The sequence below is a fragment of the Flavisolibacter tropicus genome (assembly GCF_001644645.1).
GTDB classification, from domain to species: Bacteria; Bacteroidota; Bacteroidia; order Chitinophagales; family Chitinophagaceae; genus Flavisolibacter; species Flavisolibacter tropicus.
On sequence record NZ_CP011390.1, the window covers coordinates 3,023,302 to 3,043,451 of the forward strand.

Genomic DNA, 20,150 nt, shown 5'->3' on the forward strand with positions numbered 1-20,150 from the left:
TCTGTACCTCTTCTGTAGGCAAGTCCGTATCAACTGCACAGAAAAAGCCCTCTACCTGCCTTCCACATTCACTACTCCTCCCACCATCCTCCTATCTACATTCATTCCTGACTCACCACTCACTACTCACCACTCACCACTCACTACTCATCATTCATTACTCATTACTCATCACTCATCATTCATTACTCACCCCCTGTCTTCCTTTCCCTCCATTGCCCCTTGAACATTGAAAATTGACCATTGAACATTCCCTCACTTCTTCCTTCTTCCTTCCTTGTTCCTTGTTCATTATTCCCTTCCCTGTCAACTTATCAACTTGTTAACCTGTCAACCCAAATCAGCCATCCTCACATCAGCCATTTCCTACTAATCCTAGTTCTCTCGATTCAGACACAAAAAAGGCCCAGCTTGGCTGGACCTTTTGCATCAATTGCAGGTTTGGTTATTTTTCAAATGTTTGATAATCGCTCCACTTGCGACCATTCTCCGACTTTACTATTTTTTTTGCGTCGGCAGATTCAATGGTTGCGAAGTAAACGTCGCCTTCATTAGTAGACAATATGATCAGGTCACTGATCCAGGCTCTTTTAAGTTCTTTACGTAAGTCGAATTTCAGCTTGGACGACAACTCCGTAACAGGAATGCTTCTGCTAGTTCCGATCCAGCTACCATCTGGTGCATAATAGGCAGTAGCATACTTTCCATCTAACTTAAAGAAGGCCTTGTAAGTATTGTCCACTACTGTCCAATTAACTTCTTGAGCACTTGCATAGGTGCTTTTAAAAGAAGCTAACACTGTAGGTGTTATTGGCTCACTGGCTTTTGCCATTTGAAAAATACTTGCAACTGTAACCGTTAATGCGAGAAATAGGTGTTTCATAAATCAGTTATTTAAAAGTGTTTAATTTGATTTGCTGGTGTAAAGTTGGTGCACGAAAAGCCCCAAATCAATGCAAAGAGGTGTAAACTGTTTCCTTGTTAGCATGGACCGCCAATACATATATATTAATTGTAATAATGCAATACAGGCGCTCTTTTGCGGCAATCTTCACCTCTAAATAAGCCCTACTACAATCCAACACTTGTATTGCCAGTTTGCACCTAAAATCCCTCTGTTCATACACCTCTGCAACAACATCCATTTCCCCTTGCAGTTAATTTGACCTTTAATTACCCATTTTATATCCATGAAAACAAAACGCCCTTTTGCTTATAAACTTCTTATACATACACTTCTCACCTGCCTTACACTGCATTTTTTGCCAACGGCTCAGGCACAATACCGCGTGCCCGGACAAGACAGCGCCTATGCCCTCTATAGTAAGATAGACACGTTGCAATGGAAGGAATACAATGCCGTATTCGACTTTGAAAAATTTGATCTGAACCGCATCTACGAGCTGCGCAAAGCCATACAGCCCTATGTAGAAGCCCAGGATCCTCTGGGAGAATTTTTATATGCAGCCAGCATGGATCTCTATCCCTACGGACATGGAGAACCGAAAGAGGCACAGATTGCATTAACCTATTATACTAAAGCGGCTAACAAAGGACTGGCTGAAGCTGAAAGAATGCTGTTTGACCTATACAGCTATGGATTGATGGGTCAAGAACGTGATGAAAAGAAAGCCTTCAACTATTTACAGCGTGTTATAAAGCATGGCGATGCAACATTCAAAGCAAAGGGTTATGCAGACCTTGCCGGCTTGTTTGATTCGGGCACATCTTCGTTTGTAAAACGTAATAAAGACTCTGTTATCTTCTATCTGGAAAAAGCGCTTACCTATACCCCTAACGATGGCTGGTTGCTGGACTATGCCGCCGGTACATATGAGGAGAAACGTAATTACACGAAAGCGATGACCTACCTATTGCGTAGCGATAATGAACAAAGCCATATTAAAGTAGCTGAATGGCTGATGGAGGGAAAGAAGGTTAAGAAAGATGTAAACCAGTCTTTAGCGATCTTATACAAGATAACAGACACGCTAATAAAAGAATATGGCAAAAACCTGGACGGCTATATGGGCGGTAGCAACCCCATGCACCTATTGAACAACTGGTATCGTTGTAAAAAATGGATTACCCGTGAGCAGTTAGGAAAATACTTTGATCCAAATTGGATATGCGATTAGGGGATTGGAATTGGGTATTTGCCTTTTAGTACTTGTACTGTTATTATAAAACAAAAAGCACCAGTTGATTGATTAACTATTCAATCAACTGGTGCTTTTCTATATATGATACGTTTGTTACTAGTAACGATCTTTATTGTAGCCACCGCTACCACCACCTTTGTTATAGCCACCGCTACCACCACCTTTGTTGTAGCCGCCGCCACCGCCGCCTTTATAGCCGCCACCGCCGCTGTTGTAGCCACCGCCACCGCGGTTGCCACCACCATAGCCACCGCCGCTATTACCGCCACGGTAACCACCACCGCCGCCAGAACCACCACTTGGGCGTTCGTCAGCTGGTTTTACGATCAATTGCTTTTTACCAAAAGCAATGTCTTTCAGATGCTCAATGGCGTCGCGTGCGTCCTGCTCATTTTGCATTTCTACAAACCCGAAACCACGGCTTTTGCCGGTTTCTCTATCTAGTGTGACTTTGGCAGAAACCAAAGGACCAAATTTTTCAAATATTTCTACCAGCTCGTCATCATAGAGATCGTATGGCAGGCCTGCAACAAAAAGTTTCATACAACTATTTATTTTGTAAATGTAACAAATTTGAATACGGTAGTTTTTAGAAATTGTTTCGCCTCAAAGTAACCCATCTTTTAGGTCATTTCTTATAGGTATTAACCATTAGCTTTTTCTTGCTTTCTGCAACCCATAGGTTGACGGATCAAGCTTTCGGGCTTTAAAATATTCCAAACTGTAGTTGGCCTGCCAAAGATCGTACCGCTTAAACTGGCTAGGTAAACTTTTTTGAAAACTTTCCCAATTGCGACTTTCCTTCGGGCTCCACAACACTTCACTTAAAGCGCTAAGTCGCGGAAATAACATGTACTCCACCTTAGCCGTATTGCTAATATACTCCGTCCACAAGCAGGCCTGGCCACCCCAGATATAACTGCTCTCCTTAGCAGTGAGTTCAGCTGGTACCGGATCATATAAGTATACACTATCTAGCGTGATCGCTTTGCCCGCTGCCGTCAGCGAATCTTCTTTAGCAGACTGCATATGATTGAAATACATTTGAGAACTTGGCGTCATTACCACCGGGTGGCCTTGTTTAGCTGCAGTTATACCACCCTTTATACCTTGCCAACTCATAACAGCCGCATTGGGTGCCAGACCACCTTCCAGTATTTCGTTCCAGCCAATGATCTTCCGCCCTTTTTTATTTACAATCATTTCAGCCTGGTGAATAAAATAGCTTTGTAATTCCTTTTCATCTTTTAAGCCATGTTCTTTCATGAACTGCTGGCTCACAGCCGATTCTTGCCACCACTTCTTGGCACATTCATCTCCACCAATATGAATGTATTCTGATGGGAATAGATCCATTACTTCATTTAGCACATCTTCAATAAAAGCAAAGGTCTTTTCAGATGGCACCAGCACGTTGTTTTGCCGGTTATAGATACCCCAGGTTTGTGCTACCTGCTTCGGCTCATTGGGCGTAGTGCTTAACTCGGGATAAGTAGCCAATACGGCCATGCAGTGGCCAGGAATATCAATCTCGGGCAATACGGTAATAAAGCGATCGGCAGCATAACGCACTACTTCTTTTACTTCTTCCTGCGTATAATAACCACCATAGCGCAGGCTATCATTGCCAGTTCCAGGGAACAAGCCAATGATGGTACCATTGCGCCATGCACCTACCTCTGTCAGCTTAGGATGCTTTTTAATTTCAATTCGCCATCCCTGGTCATCGGTTAAATGCCAATGGAAAACATTCATTTTATGTAAGGCTAAGTAGTCAATGTATTTCTTGATGTAGTCGACTGGAAAAATATGGCGGCTTACATCCAGGTGCATACCCCGGTATTGAAAACGCGGATAGTCACTGATACTTACGCTGGCTACACCTTCTTCCAGACGACCAGAAACCGGTAGCAACTGGATCAAGCTTTGCACGCCATAAAACAGACCAGATGGCTCGTTCGCTTTGATCTGTACGTTATTCTTTTTTGAGCGAAAATCATAAGCCCCTACCACCTTACTATCGACCTTATCCAATTTCAACAAGATGGCATTAAAACTATTGTGGCGAGGATTGATGGTAAGCTCTTTACCATAATATTTTTTAAGATAGTCCTTCAGGAATTCGGCTGCTGGCATCGCGTCAACAGTCTCTGGAATGATTGTCGTTTCCTGATCAATGATGAAACGATCTTTGGCACTAGTCACCTGCAACTTCACTGGCTTTGGAATAATAGCTACATCCTGCGCTACCACCATAACCGGGAAAAGCGCTGCTAAAAGAATCTTCAATTTTCTCATACAAAAACAATGGGTGTAAATAAAAAAGCTTCCGGGCTATAGTGACTGTTTACACTATAGCCCGGAAGCACAAAGGAAAGAATAGTTCGTTTAATTACGCCTGTTTCTTGGGTGGAAGGTCAAAAGCAATTGCTGCATGCTCAAAATTTCCCTTGTGTGAACCATCACAGAAAGGCTTGTTCTTAGATTGACCACAGCGGCAAATGGATACGAGTTCTCTTCCACCTAAGCCATATACATTACCTTGCTTGTCTACTATTTCAAAATCACCTTCTACTCTCACGGAGCCATCGCTGTTGATGGTAAGTTTTGTTGTTGCCATTGTACGGGTTGATTATTTATTACTACTTAATTAATTATTGGGGATGCAAAGTAGTACAATTCATCAAATCCAAATTCCAAAGTGGAAAAGCAAATCCCAAATACCAAAATCCAAATTCCAGTTCTATCCCTCCTTCTCCTCCAGCTCTTTCCGCAGTTTGCTGTTTTTCTTACCATAGGTAAAGTAGATCACCAACCCAATAGCCAGCCATACAAACAAGCGGATCCAGGTGTCGGCAGGCAATGACACCATCATTAACAAGCAGGTAATGATTCCCAGTATAGGCACTACAGGCACCCATGGTGTTTTAAAGCCACGCTTTATTTCTGGATGTTTTTTACGCAATACCATTACCCCAATACATACCATGATAAAGGCAAGCAAGGTTCCAATGCTCGTCATTTCACCCACTACGCGAATGGGCACTAACCCGGCAAACAAACTAATGAACACACAGAGCAGAATGTTTGACTTTACCGGTGTTTGAAATTTGGGATGCAGATCCGAGAAGACTTTAGGTAACAAACCATCCCGACTCATAGAATAAAACACACGTGATTGACCTAACAGATCTACCAGTATCACAGAAGTATAGCCAATCAGTATGGCCAAAATAATGGCCTGGCTTAACCAGAGATAGGGCGTTTTTTGAATGGCAATGGCTACAGGGGCGGCACTGTTTTTAAACTCGGTGTAATTGGCTAAACCCGTCATGACGTAGCCAAACAATACAAAGAGAATAGTACATACAGCCAGAGAACCGATGATACCAATTGGCATATTGCGCTGCGGATTCTTGGTTTCCTGCGCCATGGTAGATACAATATCAAAACCAATAAACACAAAGAATACTACCCCGGCACCTCGTAGAATACCACTCCAGCCAAACTCGCCAAAGGTTCCTGTGTTCTGTGGAATATAAGGATGGTAGTTAGCCGGGTTAATATACTGCCAGCCCAGGGCAATAAAGACCAATACAACAGCTACTTTCAAGGTTACTACAATGGCATTGAACAAGGCAGAACCTTTGGTACCACGAATGATCACAGCCGTCATGGCTACTACCACCAGTACGGCTGGCAGGTTAAAGATCCCGCTGACGATACTGCCATCGGCAAGTGCAACCGTTTCAAAAGGCGAAGACACCAGCTGTGGTGGTAAATGGATACCATACTGACCCAGAAACCGAACCAGGTATTGGCTCCAGCTAATGCCTACTGTGGCTGCCCCTACTGAAAACTCTAGCACAAGGTCCCAGCCAATGATCCAGGCAAACAACTCGCCGATAGTAGCATAGGAGTAGGTGTAAGCACTTCCCGAAACCGGCACCATAGCGGCCAGCTCGGCATAACACAAGGCGCTGAACGCACAACCTATAGCGGCAATAATAAAAGAAAGGGTAACAGCAGGGCCGGTATTATTGGCAGCGGCAATACCTGTTAAAGAAAACAAACCGGCGCCGATTATAACGCCTATTCCGATAGCTATCAAACTAAAGGGCCCAAGGCTCCTTTTGAGAGTTTTGTGGCCTTCTTCATTGGCCTCAGCTATCAATCGTGTAACGGACTTACGCAACATATACTATCGCTTCTTTTGGTGTTGTCAAAGGCGGCAAAAGTAGGACATATCCATTAGTCTACATTTAAAGTAGACTTAATATTAAAAAAGAGGAAAGGAGAAAACATTTCTATCTAGAGATCACCTAATCTCAAACTTCAAACATCAAATACCAAATAAGAAATCCTGCCAATCAAAAGCAAAATCCCGCTCATCCTTGGTCGCTTTTACGCATTCTTTTCCGGCAGTTGGATTAATTTTAAGGCAGAATGAAGGCTTTTAAACCTCTTGGATTAGTGATGCTGCTTGTACTGCTGGTTACCCAGGCACAGGCCCAAACAAGTATTCTAAAAGGATACCTGCGCGACAGCATCACGCACTACCCTCTCCCGAATGGCACCATCATCAACCAACGAACGCAAAAGAAGGTTACGACCAATGACAGTGGCTTTTTCTTTTTAGATGCCACCTCTGGCGACCGCATTTATATACAGGTCCCGGAATATAATTATGACACCTTAAATTATACACCCTTCTATACAGATATCCTTACCATATATCTTTCTCCTGCTGGCAGCATCTTGCCTGGGGTAACCGTGCGTGCCAACTACACGAAATACCAGTTAGACAGTATGAGTCGGAAGGCAGACTTTGATACCATACGTGGAAATGTGGCACCAACAGTAGACTCTCATGCGCCTGAAGGCTTTGGCGCAACGATTAGCATGGATCGCGTTTGGAACAAGAAAGCAAAGCAAAAAGTAAAAGCAGAAAAGCAATTTAATAAAACGGAGGAGCAGCTATATGTAGACTATCGTTTTTCACCACAGATGGTATCGTACTACACCGGCCTCAAGGGCGACACCTTACGCGATTACATGAGCCGCTACACGCCTTCTTATAGCTGGTTACGAAAACACCAGTCGCAACAAGATGTGCTGCTTTATATCAACGATAAGCTTAAACTGTTTAAGAAAGGAGCTAAGACATAAGTAATCGTGAAACCAGATACGTCAAACGTGAAATTCAGAAAAGTAAATATCTAACAATACTTTATAACCGCTCTTGCTTTAATAGCCAGCGTTGGCTTTACTACCTATTGGCAAAAATCCTTATTCTTTGTTCGCATTTTAATTCCGGGTATGCTTCCTTTTAACCATTTATTAAAACAGCATCCTTTATTTTCAGCTTTCGTATGAAAGCGTTCAAACCCATTTCGTTTTTCGTGCTTTTAACTCTTGTTAGTTTTGGCTCCAATGCCCAACGAGGCTTTGTCAAAGGATACCTCAGGGACAGTATTACCCACTATCCCATTTTAAACGGCACGGTTACCAATTTGACCTCTCAGAAACAAGTTAAAACCAATACAAAAGGCTTCTTTTTTATAGAAGCCACCGCCGGAGAACAACTGGTTGTTCAATCCAAGGAATATGAAAATGACACACTGAAGTATACCACCTTATTTATCGACACTATTACGTTATATCTATCTCCTTCTGGTAGTATTTTACCTGGTGTTACGGTTCGCGCCAACTATACTAAATACCAGTTAGACAGCATTCGGCGCCGGACTGATTTTGAAATCATGCGCGGCAATGTGGCACCGGCAGTTGGATCTCATGCGCCTGATGGGTTTGGCGTTACTTTAAGCATGGATCGTGTATGGAAAAAGAAAACAAAGAAAAAAGCACAAGCCAATACGCTATTCCAAAAAACAGAAGAACAGCAGTATGTCGACTACCGTTTCTCACCACAAATGGTATCTTACTATACCGGTCTAAAGAGCGATGCTTTACGCCTATTTATGTACCAAAACACACCCTCATATAAATGGCTTCGCCAACACACAGATCAGCAGGATGTGCTGTTTTATATTAATGACAAACTAAAACTCTTTAAGAAGGAAACTAACAAGAAGGGATAACAGAACAGGGGTTATTGCAGTGCGGATATCAAAGCATTTCAGCCTCACTAATACATAAATGCCAAATAGAATAGCAAAGTTCAGTTCCTGCTGCCCACCCGCATTGCAGCAATATGCTGTTAGTGGCGTTCTAAACTATGCGTTGTGCAGTTGAAGGGTATACTCTTTGCCTGAAAGGGTCTTAATTTGATAAAGTTCAACGATGGCCCGTTTCAAATTAAATATTGCATCCAAATCAAAATTCTCGATGCTAAATCGAAGTTCAGGTAGAAGTAAGCGTTCACCCTCAAGTATGGAAACCACGCATAAGGAATTTGTCTTATGGTCATTACTGGCAATGAATTTGAATAAGAATTCTTTGTCGTCAGGGTCCTTAAAATATGATTCCAACCATATGCTTTGGTGAGTAAAATAAAAACTATGTTCTTTAATGGTTATTAGTCTTTTTACAACATGAAAGCCGGGTTTTTGCATATCCCAAACATTAAAGATCTCATCTTCATCAACACCTCTTTGGGGAATGATATAATTGACCTCAGTTTGTTTGTCAAGAACACTCATTTTTAGTATCAGATTACTGCGCATGTTTAGCTAATTAGAGTGAGTATGAAAGAAAGACAATTTGTCGCAATTCACAAATGCTTCCTTAGCTAATTGCTTTGACTATTTCGGCCTTTACTTCTTCTGTTAAGTTAACTTCCCAATCCTTGCCATAAACCCCCAGCCCCAGTGCCACTTTCATATTTTGAAGAATGGTTTTTGGCGGTTTGTAACCTTTGGGGGGGAGTAAGGACAAACAGTTCCTTACCCTCTAAGTTTTGAGGGAACCAAACGTAAGATTTCCAGTTAGTTGAATTGGCTAAAAATGGTTTGGGAAAGTCTAGGCTGAACAAATCCGAAAGATGTTGTTCTACCCCTTGGAAACCATCGGCATAAACAGAAACTTCCTCCCACTCTCCATTTTTAAAAACAAATACTAAGAACCAATCATCAGTAAATGGTCCATTGTCTGTTGTGTATTCGCCGATCACAACGACACTTTCAAGGTCAATTGAAATAATACTTCCATCTATTTTATGCCATTCAATCCGCCTTCCTTCACAGGTGACTTTGCCTGATTGATTTTCCCTTTCAATTATTGGTTGTTTTGACATGTGAGTTGAGCACTTACTGCTAGCAATAAATTTACGCCCTTTCTTGCCCATTTAAAATTGGCAAGCAATAAAAGTTGACTGCACTTAAAATAAGCGCACCTCTTTCTACGTTAGTATCAAAGTACACTGCCCGCTTATGATCAATATCTACCATGAAAACCGTTTATTATTTTCTTGTACTCTGTTTTTCAGTGAAAGCAGCGGCGCAATCCAATAGTATAACAGCAACGCTGCTTAGCCCGTTTAGATCCGATGCAGATGAAAGCAAAAAACGTCCTTTAAAAAAGAAGTTGTTCCAGCGCAACCAAGGCGCTATTGTAGGCCTACAAAGAGGAACGGCTACGGCCATTGAGCTAGGTGGCGAGGCTCATTGGCGTAAACTCAGTCTTTTCAATCCCAACATCATTGGTGCATCCACCAATCTTGAATACAATTTTGGCGGACATGTATTGGGGTATAAAGCAGGCATGTGGATGAAGCGTGGCCGGGTAAACCTAACCTATGGCGGCAATGTGGTTTACTTTACCGATTTCAATGGATTGCAACGTTATGGCCTTGGCCCTTCAGTAGGCTTTCGGTTCTTAGGGTTTCACTTGATCAATGGTTATAATTTCCTGGCGGGGGATAAAGAACTGCAGCAAGCCAATACGCTACACATGACCCTGCGTTATTACTTCCCGGTACAAAACAAGTTTACCTGGGACCGAGAGACCCGAAAACGAAAAGAAAAGAGACGAGAAGAGAGAGCCGAACGGAAAGAGCAACGAAACAATGAAGAAGAACAAGAAGAAAAGAAGGGTGTCCGCAAATTTCTGGACCGCGTATTTTAAACCGTTGCCTACAGATGCAATTAAGGTTTTAACTACTGTTGTTTATTGGAGGCCATTACTTTATCCCGCTTCTTGATGGTAACGGATCTGAACTTTACATGATCCTCTACCCAACCCGTTCCCTCATCTGTATCCGCAAAGAGCTGATTCACCTTTATGCTTACATCATAATCATTACGCTTCAACAAAGACACCTGGTCCAATAGATCAAACGTATACGTTGGATAGCTGGAATATTCTGTAGAAGAATTATCCAACACAAAGCTCGTTGGACTAGTGATGAGTTCATTACCGGCTCTTGGTATTAAGGTAACCAATACAGTGGCTATCCGAAACTTATAAGGAGTACTCCTTCCTGAAAATACAACCCGCATTAAATCGCCTTTTTGAAAGCTTTCAACATAGATAGAATCATCCACTGTACTACCATTCAGATAGAACTTGAATTCTTGTGCAGAGGCTACCCAGGCAAACAGGTAACTGACACACAGCAGTGCATACCTTTTCATATGATTAGCTTGTAGAGTGTAGGAAAAATTACCCTTATTACGTAACAAACGCCAGTGGTTCTTTTTAAGTGCGCGTATTGCTACAGTAATGGCAAAATAAATAAATAAAAAAGGAAGCGTGGGCGCGGTATTGACAAGAATTCCTAGGAGATCGTAGCTGTCGTATAAGCAGATGCGGTGGTAGTTGTAGAAATAGCCGGAACCAGATTAATAACCAGGAACTCAGGCTGCATAACCGATTCCTGAATCAATGATTGATATTTTTGTTTTAACTGGCGCTTAAAACTGCCCAAATATCCGGGCACTGAAATAAACGCACCATCAACAGTAACTGCTTCAATCATGTCATTGCCTATATACATCATTAGTTGCATAGGACTGGATTTGTTACAAGATATTTCGAGCTATTAAATCCTACAACCGGATTTTAGCCGATTTCCAGGAGCTAAGCATTTTTCCTAATAACCTATAATTGTTTTCTTAGAAGTATAAGGCATCGTTCTTTCTTCAATCGGTAACAAATAGAGTGCAGCACACATTGGCTCATCTACTTCCAAATACTGGACAAGCGGGTATAGACCATTTTTTTAATAATAATGCCGACTGGAGCCCTCAGTTGCACATTCGTATATGGCGTTGAAGGAAAGAAGATACCGGTCATTACACTTAAGCCATTGTCTGCAAATAACTCTACTGAGCTAATGTCAATAACAAGTGTCAGGTTCATACTGTTTGCTGAAGAAATGCGAGGCGCTACACTTCTACTGGCAAAGTCTTTCTGAAAATCCACCTTACCTGAATGCCGGCGATCAATATAATATTGGTTGCCTTGCTTATCATATCCAACTACCAACTCTTCACCAGCTGCATTAGACAATACCACCGCATGTGTAGCTGCAGTTTCCAAATTGATATCAATACGACATGGAAAGGCAACAGCCGGCAACTTAGTTGCCAGGTCAAGATGGTCTTGTACTTTCAGGTTTTGAAGCACTACAGGCTTACCAGTTATTACATTTAACTCCTTTGAAGGCCATGACGTAATGAACCAATCCTTACCTACTTGTTTCAATGCCAGATCACGTGGCAGGGTCATAGCACTGCGCCATCGGTCGGTAGGCACTACTGTACCATAAAGCCAGTTGCTCATCCAGCCTAAGAATATTTTCCTGTTACTGGTATTGGACCAGGTAATACCTGCATATTCATCGGGGCCATAATCCAGCCAACGCGTATCCCTATGCGAAGTGGTAAAAGTCTTGCCATCAAAGTCACCAATAAAATACTGTGTTGCCGATCCACCGTTAGGGCCGCCGGGATTCAGGTTGACCAGCAGCACCCATACCTTTTTACCATTGCCCTTCAACTCAAACAGATCAGGACATTCCCATACACCACCATGCGCGCCAAGGTCTTTACCAAACTCACTTTCTTTTGACCAGTTCTTTAAATCCTTGGAAGAATAAAAAGCAATGTGGTCCAATACAGCTAATGTCATGATCCATTTTTTACCGGCCTCAAACCAGAATACTTTGGGATCGCGAAAGTCCTTGATACCTGGATTCTTCAGCACAGGATTACCCGCATACTTGATCCATGTCTTGCCATCATCCAGGCTATACGCTAAGCTTTGCACCTGGTAGTCGTTCCGCCCAGCTTTGTCGCCTACCGGATCGTGATGCGTAAAAATAGCTACCAACGGAACCTTGCCGCTTTTTCCAAAACCCGAAGTATTATTCTTATCTACAACAGCACTACCCGAAAAAATATACCCAAGGCTATCGGGGTATAAAGCAATAGGCTGATGCTGCCAATGTATAAGGTCTTTACTGGTGGCATGTCCCCAGTGCATGGGTCCCCATACGGTACTATCTGGGTAATATTGGTAAAACAAATGGTATGTACCCTTATAATATACCATACCATTGGGATCATTCATCCATTTTTCTTTGGGTGAAAAATGGATCTGTGGGCGATAAGGCTCTTTATACGATGCTGGTACATCATCAGTTTTATGTGGCTGTGCTGTCAATGGCTTTACAATAACCGTCACCAGCAATAAAGCAAGGCCAATACCAATGTTCCTGTGCATACCAGTAAGAATTAATAGCGTTATTTTCTATAGCACGTTATAAATGTGGTTGTCTGCTAGCCTGCATCAATCGGGTAACCTCCGCAAGGTCATAAGCCGGGCAGGCACCGTGGTAGGAAGCAATTAAAGCCCCAAGGCCCGAAGCATAATCCAAGGCTTCCTGCATGCTAGCCTTATTGTATAATTGGGATAAAAAGCCGGCTAAAAAAGCATCGCCGCTACCAATGGTATCAGCCACTTCTACCTTATAACTGGGATTATAAAAATACTGGCCTGATCGCGCTACCATAGCCCCGTCTGCACCCATGGTCACAATAACTGTTTCAATAGCAAAACGATCTTGCAGCAATTGTATTTGCAGTTCTTTAGCTGGGTAAGTTCCATACCAACTGGCAATGATTTCCAACTCGGATTCATTCAGTTTTAGGATATCCGCTTTTTGCAACAAAGCCTCTACACCTGGCTGATCATAATAGGGCTGTCGCAAGTTAATATCCAGCACTTTTGTTGTAGGCGCTTCAAGCAATGTATAAAGTGTTTCTCTAGATGTAAAATGGCGCGTAGCCAAACTGCCAAACACAAAATAGCTTGCATTATTTACGAGATCATGAAGAGCCGGTTGTTGTTCAATAAAGTCCCAGGCAGAAGGATAAACAATATCATAGGTCATTTCATTAGTAGCGCCCGGCTTCGCATATACCAAGCCTGTTTCGTGCTGTTGATCAACTTGAATAAAGGCCGTACTCAGTTGATTACCAGATAACATCTCTATTAACTTATTCCCATACTCATCTGCGCCAACGCGGCTGATCATAGCTGGCCGTAAGCCTAGCTTTTGTAAATGGTACGCTACATTCATTGGCGCGCCGCCAGGCAGAGATTTGTCGGGCAGTATGTCCCACAAGACCTCTCCAAAACATACTATTGGATGGGATACAGAATCTGGTGCCATATACTGAGATTAATTATTTAGAAATAGGAACTATTTAATGCAGTACTAAGGTGCGCTCAATCTGTTCCAGCGACTTGCCCTTTGTCTCCGGCATAAACTTCCATACAAACAACAGCTGCAATACCATCATTAAAGAAAAGAACAAAAAGGTATGCCCACCACCAAATCGCTCAGACAGCATAGGAAATGAAAAAGCAATGAGCGCAGCCATCACCCAATGCGTAAAGCTGCCCAGTGTTTGGCCTTTAGCGCGTACTTCATTAGGAAATATCTCTGAGATAAACACCCAAATGACAGCGCCTTGGCTAAAGGCAAAAAAAGCAATGTACACCAGTAAATAAACAGTAACGGCCCAACTGCTAAAGTTCTGCGTATAAAAAGCTTGCGACACCAAACCCAAAGTGCTGATCAAACCAACAGAGCCAATGAGCATCAATGTTTTTCTACCCACCCGGTCAATGAAGTTGAGCGCTAGCAGTGTAAATAAAAAGTTGACCAACCCAATACCGACGGTTGAAAGCAAGGAGGAGCCGCGTGCTAAACCTGTCATTTCAAAAATACGGGGTGCATAATAGATGATAGCATTGATACCCGACACCTGGTTGAAAATAGCAAAGGCCACTGCCAGGAAAACAGGAAACTTATATTTAGAAGAAAGGAGTTGGTTAGCGCTGCCAGTAGCTTCTTCAGCGCGGTGATTGGCTCTTATACTTTCCACTATTTCATCACAATTCTGCGGATTGATAATACGTAAGGTAGCACGCGCTTCCTCTACCTTACCCTTCTTTAAAATCAACCATCGCGGGCTCTCCGGCACCAGGAACAATAATACCAGGAACAACAAAGAAGGTATGGCCTGCACACCCAGCATCCAACGCCAGGATGATTCACCGTCTTGTCCTATTAAATAATTTGAAAAATAAGAGATCAGGATACCTAACACCACATTGAATTGAAACATAGCTACCAGTCGGCCTCTTCTTTCGGCCGGTGCTATTTCCGAAATATAAACCGGAGCAGTAACCGAAGAAGCTCCTACACCCAATCCACCCATAAAACGGAAGAACAAAAAGAGATACCAGTTAGTAGCCAATGCGGTACCCAGCGAAGCTACCAGGTAGGTACCGGCAATCAGGATCAAGGTTTTTCTACGGCCCAGCCGATCCGATGGTATGCTACCCATTAAGGAACCAACGATAGTGCCAATAAGTGCGATGGAAATAGTAAACCCATGCTCCACAGGTGTTAAGTTCCAGAATTTTTGAATGGCCTGTTCGGCACCAGAAATTACGGCGGTATCAAATCCAAATAGAAAGCCACCTAATGCAACTATAATACTCCATATCAGAACCTTTTGATTATTCATAAACAAGCATTTAGAATAAAGCAATCTGTTTTATGAGTACAAGCAAGCTCTAGCTATAAGCTACAAAAAACTATTCGCAAATGAAATAACGGTATACAGTTAATTAAAACAATGCGGCTAGGCTATATATTGACATACCAATACATAGAACAATCACTTTGTATCACACATCCATTATTTCAACCCGCAGATAGAAATTCCTGCCAACAGGAAGGTGGTAAAATCAGAAATGCCGCTTTCAAAAGCTTTCGCTGTCTTAACACATCAGCTAATGGTGCCAAGGCTGCTTTGACTCTCTATTGTTTGGATATCGGCACGTTTGCCAGTAACTAATGATCAGCTGAAGCACCCGCTTCGTTTCGGCCATAGCATGCGGCTTTACAAAAAAACCTTGCACATGCATACTGTAAGCTTTTTGCATAGCATCGGGTGTAGCAGATGTAGAAAAGAAAATAAAGGGTATGCCTCGCTTTTGTACAGGCAATTCAGAATGTACTTTTTTTAAGAACTCAAGCCCGTTCATACCGGGCATATTTATGTCACACAAAATAATAAAAGGCTCGTCAGCAGTTGTCTTTAAATAGTGTAAAGCAGCGCTGCCCTGGGCAAAAAACAAAATGGGATTCGTTAAGTAAAGTGAATGCAAAGCTTCTTGCATAAGGTGTTGATCATCCGCATCGTCTTCTACAATTACAATTGGTCCTGTTTTCAGCATAGTGTTTTGGTAATAGAAAGGTGGCTTCACAAGCCATGTGAAATCCACTTAAATTGATTATAGTGTTGTTGAGCTTAGGAAGGAGGAAATTATCCAAGCGCGCAAGAAACTAAAAATGCAAACGCAAGACAATAGTACTTGTACTTAAAATCGACTTTACCTGTACGTATTTTTACGATTCAAATTGTTTCAAATCAAGTAATTAAGCAATTCATGATGGCTCGCACTAGACTTCAAATTACACTTGATAGGATTCAACCTTCATCGTTTGGAACAAACGTTCGGCATCTTCTTTATAAAATAACTCAGTGCCATGATTCATAGTAGCCGCCGTTCCGCAAGCCACACCAAAACGAATTACTTCTTCCAATGTTTTTCCCTGCGAAAGCATATACACCATTCCTGCCACCATAGAGTCGCCAGCACCTACTGTGCTTCTCTTTTCCACTTCAGGAGCCAGCACCTTATAGCTAGCATCTTTAGAGATCAACAAAGCGCCAGCTGCACCCATAGACACGGCTACCAACGTTACCTTACCTTGATCTATCAACTTACGCGCAGCCGCTTCTACACCATCAGCCTCTAGCCACTGAATACCCGACAACTTTGCCAGTTCACCAATATTGGGCTTCAACAAGTAAATACCTTCATTGACAGCCGCTTCCAATGCAGGTCCTGAAGTATCCAGGATAAACTTAGCGCCCATGCTGGCTGCAACCTTAGCAATCTGTGCATAGGTATCGTCTGTCATGCCTGGCAACAAGCTGCCGCTGGCTATGATATATTCAAATGGGTTGTTTTGAATGTATTCAATTACTTTTTCCAAAAGAGGTATGGAAGTAGGCTCTCCAGGTAAATTAAACCGGTATTGCTTATTCGTTGATGTTTCTAATACAATAAAGTTCTCCCGGGTTTCTTTCTCTACTGGAATCACTTCCGCTTCTATATGTTCTTCGTGCAACAGGTGCTTTAACATGAGCCCATTATATCCGCCTGCCGGGAATAAGGTTTTTGAATCGCTACCTAACTTTTTTAAAGCTTTACTCACATTGATACCGCCTCCGCCAGGTTCATGCTTCATGGCAGCACAGCGCAACTTAGATTCTGGAGCTATTTTTTCTACTGATGTACTCTTATCAATGGTTGGGTTCAGTGTTATAGTGAGAATCATGTTTTTCATTTGCAAATGGTTTACTGGTTACCGCTTAATGATTTTAATTTCTACACGGCGGTTGGCGGTCCGGTCGTCTTCTGTGTTTTCAGGATACACCAATGGTACACGGCCTGCAAAACCTTTATAACTCATCCTACTGGCATCGATTCCGTTTTGATATAAATAATCGAACACAGCACGTGCCCGATTATGAGACAGGTTCCAGTCATTAGAATCATAATCAAAGCCGTCTCTTGATCCCGGCATACAACAAATATGCCCTTGTATCTCAATGACCAATGCAGGATTATCCTTCATTACAGTCAGTAATTCATTTAATGCTGCCTGCGACTGTACCAGGAACTGATGACTACCACCGTAGAAATTAATGTTTTTCAGACGCAGGGTTTGCCCTTCTTTTACGATCTTAATTGTTTCCTGGGTGAATACGGGTATCGTATCCTTTTGTCTTATTGGCGGCGGTGTTACACTAACGGCCGCTACCGGCCAGATGATCTCTACCCGCCGGTTCTGCTGTCTACCATAAGCTGTTTGGTTATCAAGCAGCGGTTGGTGTTCGCCATAGCCTTTGAAAAAACGAACAGCCGAATCTGGCAAACCTTTTTGCTTTAAATACGATAATACTGCAGCCACACGCCTCTCAGAAAGCTTATCGTTATAAGCATCACTACCAACAGCATCACAATGACCGCGAAGTGTTAAGGGCGCCATACCTTCATGGCCTGTGTAGGCAGCCAGGAACTGATCAATTTTAGTAATAGTCTCCGTTGTTAGATCCGCTTTATCAAAAGCAAAGTGCACAATAACTGTATCATTCTCCTGGGCTTTTGCTGGCATTACAGTAAACACGATCAGTAAAGCACCAAGCAGTTTGATTACTAGTTTACAGTTGCGGGTCTTTTTCTGGAGGTGGCCATACATGAAGTATAGGTTTGAATAACCTACATATCCTTGCAATTGATGGACCACCTAAAGGCAATAAACCTATAAGCCATTAACAGACACAAAGACTATAAACCGACACAGGAACTTCATTTATAGTTAGCTTCGCTACATTTCTTCCTGCAATTTGACATTATGAACCGCATCGACCGACTTTTGGCCATCGTCACCTTTCTGCAATCCAAAAAATATGTATCAGCAGAAGCTATTGCGGATAAATTCAATATTAGCATACGCACTGTATATCGCGATATAAAGGCCCTGTGCGAACAAGGGATACCGGTAAGTTTTGAACAGCACAAAGGCTATTTTATAGTACAGGGTTTCTTCCTGCCTCCTGTTTCCTTTTCTACAGAAGAAGCCAACGCCTTGTTACTAATGGAGAAAGTGATGGAAGGCTTTGCCGACAAATCTATCTGGAAACATTACTCTTCTGCCTTAAACAAAATAAAATCTGTACTACGCGGCCAGCAAAAAGAACAGATAGAAGCACTGAGTAATAACATGCGCTTTCATGTACCGGATTGTTTTGCTCCCGACTACGAGTATTTATCACTACTCCAAACAGCCATAGCTTCACGTACTGTTATCCAACTGGAATATCAGAATAATAAAGCCGAAATAAGCAAGCGAAAAGTAGAACCCATTGGACTGGTCTTCTATGCTTTTGCCTGGCATCTCATTGGTTGGTGTCAGTACCGGAAGGATTACCGCGACTTTAGGGTATCACGCATCTTAAAGATCCAAGCCACCAGCGAACCCTTTACCCAGCAAAACCTGATGGAGCTTAATGATTATATTATAATGCATGCACTGACTACTTCCCCGGCCCCTAAAGAGAGCGCTTCGCGCTAGTTGGTTTCGCGCAGAGGCGCAGAGAACACGGAGGAAGAACTAGGATTACTAAGATGGGAAAGATTAGGAGGAAAGAAGAAAGAAGGTTTGATAAGTTAACAAGGGAAGCTAAGCGTTTAATAACCCTCCTTTATTTATAATTGAACATTGAGCGTTGAGCATTGAACATTTCTTCTCTCCTTACTCATCACTCATTATTCATCATTCCTTGTTCCTTGTTCATTATTCCTTCCCTTATCAACTTGTTAACCTGTCAACTCTTCCCTTCTCGCAGCTCGCAGCTTTTACGCCTTTTCTCCTCTTAGCCTTCCCAAATCTTTTTTTACCCGACTGCCATAGGGTTGTCAGTGAGAGCTTCTTTCTTTGCACTACAAAACCAATTATACATGAATATCATTGAACTGATCTCAAAAGAATTTGAAGCCGAAGCCGTTACTACCCGCAAAATGCTGGAGCGCGTACCTGCTGACAAACTGAAATGGCAGCCCCACCCTAAAAGCATGACCATGGAGCAGCTAACCGTACATATAGCCGAACTTCCATCCTGGATATCCATGGCACTGCACACGAGCGAGTTAGATTTTGCCAGCCAGCCTTATGAGCCAACCATTGTTAATGACACTCAGGATTTATTGAATGTGTTTGAGAAATCGTTAGCCGATGGCAGAAAGGCCTTACAAGAAGCCAAAGAAGAAGACCTGTTACCCACTTGGGTTTTACGCAATGGCGACCAGATATATGCTACCATGACCAAGTATGAAGTGATCCGTCATTCTTTAAGCCAAACCATTCACCACCGCGCACAACTAGGTGTATACCTGCGCCTGTTAGACATACCTATCCCTGGCAGTTATGGCCCCAGTGCGGATGAGCCTGGCTTCTAACACTTCCAGTAAGCCGCTGTTTTTCAAATACAGCGGCTTTTTTTATTAGCTCACTTATTGTGAACAGCTAGTGTTCCCGGCCATTTACTACTACCATGCCTACCACCACATACGCACCACTACCTAGTTTACAATTTCGTATTCACTACGAATACCCAAGACCGTAATAGTATCTTCCTTTGCATATAAAATTACTTATTAACACAGGCGCCTTGTGCCGCTTTTCTGCACCACATTCACAAAACTTATGAAGAAACTCTTTTTTACCTGCAGTGGTCTGGCATTTACCCTTTGCTGCTTTGCACAACAAACGAAAACTACAGTCAAAAACAGTCTTATTGCGGTCTATGCTGATATGCCCCAACCTTCCGCCGCGCCCCAAAAGCCATCAGCAATCGATACTTAAGTAAATGC

22 protein-coding genes are annotated in these 20,150 nt (G+C 42.5%); 7 read left to right on the forward strand and 15 right to left on the reverse strand.

The features are described 5' to 3' along the window. Positions 1 to 445 precede the first annotated feature (445 nt). Positions 446 to 883 (reverse strand): hypothetical protein, encoded by a 438-nt coding sequence (locus tag SY85_RS12795; protein ID WP_066405071.1) that lies wholly within the window; start codon positions 881 to 883, stop codon positions 446 to 448. 307 nt (positions 884 to 1,190) lie between these two features. Here SY85_RS12795 and SY85_RS12800 point away from each other — a divergent pair, with 307 nt between their 5' ends. Beyond that, the gene (locus SY85_RS12800) at positions 1,191 to 2,138 is read left to right on the forward strand and encodes a tetratricopeptide repeat protein (protein ID WP_066405075.1); all 948 of its coding nucleotides are present in this window, start codon (positions 1,191 to 1,193) and stop codon (positions 2,136 to 2,138) included. Between the two features lie 120 nt (positions 2,139 to 2,258). On the opposite strand, the gene SY85_RS12805 is transcribed toward SY85_RS12800, so the two are convergent. The 4 genes from SY85_RS12805 to SY85_RS12820 all read right to left on the reverse strand — a co-directional run bounded on the left by SY85_RS12805 (position 2,259) and on the right by SY85_RS12820 (position 6,360). Continuing rightward, positions 2,259 to 2,705, reverse strand: coding sequence for an RNA recognition motif domain-containing protein (locus SY85_RS12805; protein ID WP_066405076.1), 447 nt, complete (start codon positions 2,703 to 2,705; stop codon positions 2,259 to 2,261). A gap of 108 nt (positions 2,706 to 2,813) precedes the next feature. Continuing rightward, on the reverse strand, positions 2,814 to 4,460 hold the full coding sequence (locus SY85_RS12810; RefSeq protein ID WP_066405077.1) for a beta-N-acetylhexosaminidase: 1,647 nt from the start codon (positions 4,458 to 4,460) through the stop codon (positions 2,814 to 2,816). A gap of 94 nt (positions 4,461 to 4,554) precedes the next feature. Continuing rightward, positions 4,555 to 4,782: a CDGSH iron-sulfur domain-containing protein gene (locus SY85_RS12815; RefSeq protein WP_066405079.1), complete on the reverse strand. Its 228-nt coding sequence runs from the start codon at positions 4,780 to 4,782 to the stop codon at positions 4,555 to 4,557. A gap of 123 nt (positions 4,783 to 4,905) precedes the next feature. Beyond that, positions 4,906 to 6,360 (reverse strand): amino acid permease, encoded by a 1,455-nt coding sequence (locus SY85_RS12820; RefSeq protein ID WP_066405081.1) that lies wholly within the window; start codon positions 6,358 to 6,360, stop codon positions 4,906 to 4,908. Positions 6,361 to 6,608: 248 nt separating this feature from the next. On the opposite strand from SY85_RS12820, the gene SY85_RS12825 reads away from it, so the two are divergent. Together SY85_RS12825 and SY85_RS12830 are read left to right on the forward strand one after the other, a co-directional pair. After that, positions 6,609 to 7,331 (forward strand): hypothetical protein, encoded by a 723-nt coding sequence (locus SY85_RS12825; RefSeq protein WP_148661177.1) that lies wholly within the window; start codon positions 6,609 to 6,611, stop codon positions 7,329 to 7,331. Positions 7,332 to 7,534: 203 nt separating this feature from the next. Beyond that, positions 7,535 to 8,263, forward strand: a complete 729-nt coding sequence (locus tag SY85_RS12830) for a hypothetical protein (protein WP_066405085.1) — start codon at positions 7,535 to 7,537, stop codon at positions 8,261 to 8,263. 135 nt (positions 8,264 to 8,398) lie between these two features. Here the strand turns inward: SY85_RS12830 and SY85_RS12835 are convergent, their stop codons facing one another. Then, the gene (locus tag SY85_RS12835; protein ID WP_148661178.1) at positions 8,399 to 8,848 is read right to left on the reverse strand and encodes a hypothetical protein; all 450 of its coding nucleotides are present in this window, start codon (positions 8,846 to 8,848) and stop codon (positions 8,399 to 8,401) included. A 107-nt stretch (positions 8,849 to 8,955) separates the two neighbouring features. Further along, positions 8,956 to 9,417, reverse strand: a complete 462-nt coding sequence (locus SY85_RS12840; RefSeq protein ID WP_066405088.1) for a hypothetical protein — start codon at positions 9,415 to 9,417, stop codon at positions 8,956 to 8,958. A gap of 152 nt (positions 9,418 to 9,569) precedes the next feature. Between SY85_RS12840 and SY85_RS12845 the strand changes: the two genes are divergently transcribed. Beyond that, positions 9,570 to 10,247 carry a hypothetical protein gene (locus SY85_RS12845; RefSeq protein WP_066405090.1) on the forward strand — a complete coding sequence of 226 codons (678 nt, stop codon included), beginning with the start codon at positions 9,570 to 9,572 and terminating at the stop codon, positions 10,245 to 10,247. Between the two features lie 32 nt (positions 10,248 to 10,279). Here SY85_RS12845 and SY85_RS12850 read toward each other — a convergent pair whose 3' ends face one another. From SY85_RS12850 to SY85_RS12885, 8 genes are all read right to left on the reverse strand, one after another. Then, a complete protein-coding gene (locus SY85_RS12850; protein WP_066405091.1) occupies positions 10,280 to 10,756 on the reverse strand; it encodes a hypothetical protein in 477 nt (158 codons plus the stop codon). 143 nt (positions 10,757 to 10,899) lie between these two features. Beyond that, the gene (locus SY85_RS12855; protein ID WP_066405093.1) at positions 10,900 to 11,130 is read right to left on the reverse strand and encodes a hypothetical protein; all 231 of its coding nucleotides are present in this window, start codon (positions 11,128 to 11,130) and stop codon (positions 10,900 to 10,902) included. A 173-nt stretch (positions 11,131 to 11,303) separates the two neighbouring features. Then, positions 11,304 to 12,848: a glycoside hydrolase family 32 protein gene (locus tag SY85_RS12860; RefSeq protein WP_066405095.1), complete on the reverse strand. Its 1,545-nt coding sequence runs from the start codon at positions 12,846 to 12,848 to the stop codon at positions 11,304 to 11,306. A 37-nt stretch (positions 12,849 to 12,885) separates the two neighbouring features. Then, complete coding sequence (locus SY85_RS12865) at positions 12,886 to 13,800, reverse strand: carbohydrate kinase family protein (protein WP_066405098.1); 915 nt, start codon at positions 13,798 to 13,800, stop codon at positions 12,886 to 12,888. Between the two features lie 34 nt (positions 13,801 to 13,834). Next, entirely contained in the window at positions 13,835 to 15,166 is a 1,332-nt protein-coding gene (locus SY85_RS12870) for a sugar porter family MFS transporter (protein WP_066405100.1), read from the reverse strand. A gap of 268 nt (positions 15,167 to 15,434) precedes the next feature. After that, positions 15,435 to 15,881 carry a response regulator gene (locus tag SY85_RS12875; protein ID WP_066405102.1) on the reverse strand — a complete coding sequence of 149 codons (447 nt, stop codon included), beginning with the start codon at positions 15,879 to 15,881 and terminating at the stop codon, positions 15,435 to 15,437. Between the two features lie 238 nt (positions 15,882 to 16,119). After that, complete coding sequence (locus SY85_RS12880) at positions 16,120 to 17,061, reverse strand: 1-phosphofructokinase family hexose kinase (protein ID WP_066405104.1); 942 nt, start codon at positions 17,059 to 17,061, stop codon at positions 16,120 to 16,122. Between the two features lie 18 nt (positions 17,062 to 17,079). After that, a complete protein-coding gene (locus tag SY85_RS12885) occupies positions 17,080 to 17,976 on the reverse strand; it encodes an OmpA family protein (RefSeq protein ID WP_066405106.1) in 897 nt (298 codons plus the stop codon). 156 nt (positions 17,977 to 18,132) lie between these two features. Here SY85_RS12885 and SY85_RS12890 point away from each other — a divergent pair, with 156 nt between their 5' ends. The 3 genes from SY85_RS12890 (at position 18,133) to SY85_RS25640 (ending at position 20,142) form a co-directional block, all read left to right on the forward strand. Continuing rightward, entirely contained in the window at positions 18,133 to 18,852 is a 720-nt protein-coding gene (locus SY85_RS12890) for a helix-turn-helix transcriptional regulator (RefSeq protein WP_066405113.1), read from the forward strand. A gap of 386 nt (positions 18,853 to 19,238) precedes the next feature. Beyond that, positions 19,239 to 19,736 carry a DinB family protein gene (locus SY85_RS12895; RefSeq protein WP_066405114.1) on the forward strand — a complete coding sequence of 166 codons (498 nt, stop codon included), beginning with the start codon at positions 19,239 to 19,241 and terminating at the stop codon, positions 19,734 to 19,736. Between the two features lie 247 nt (positions 19,737 to 19,983). Then, positions 19,984 to 20,142, forward strand: a complete 159-nt coding sequence (locus SY85_RS25640; RefSeq protein WP_158512966.1) for a hypothetical protein — start codon at positions 19,984 to 19,986, stop codon at positions 20,140 to 20,142. Positions 20,143 to 20,150: the final 8 nt, after the last annotated feature.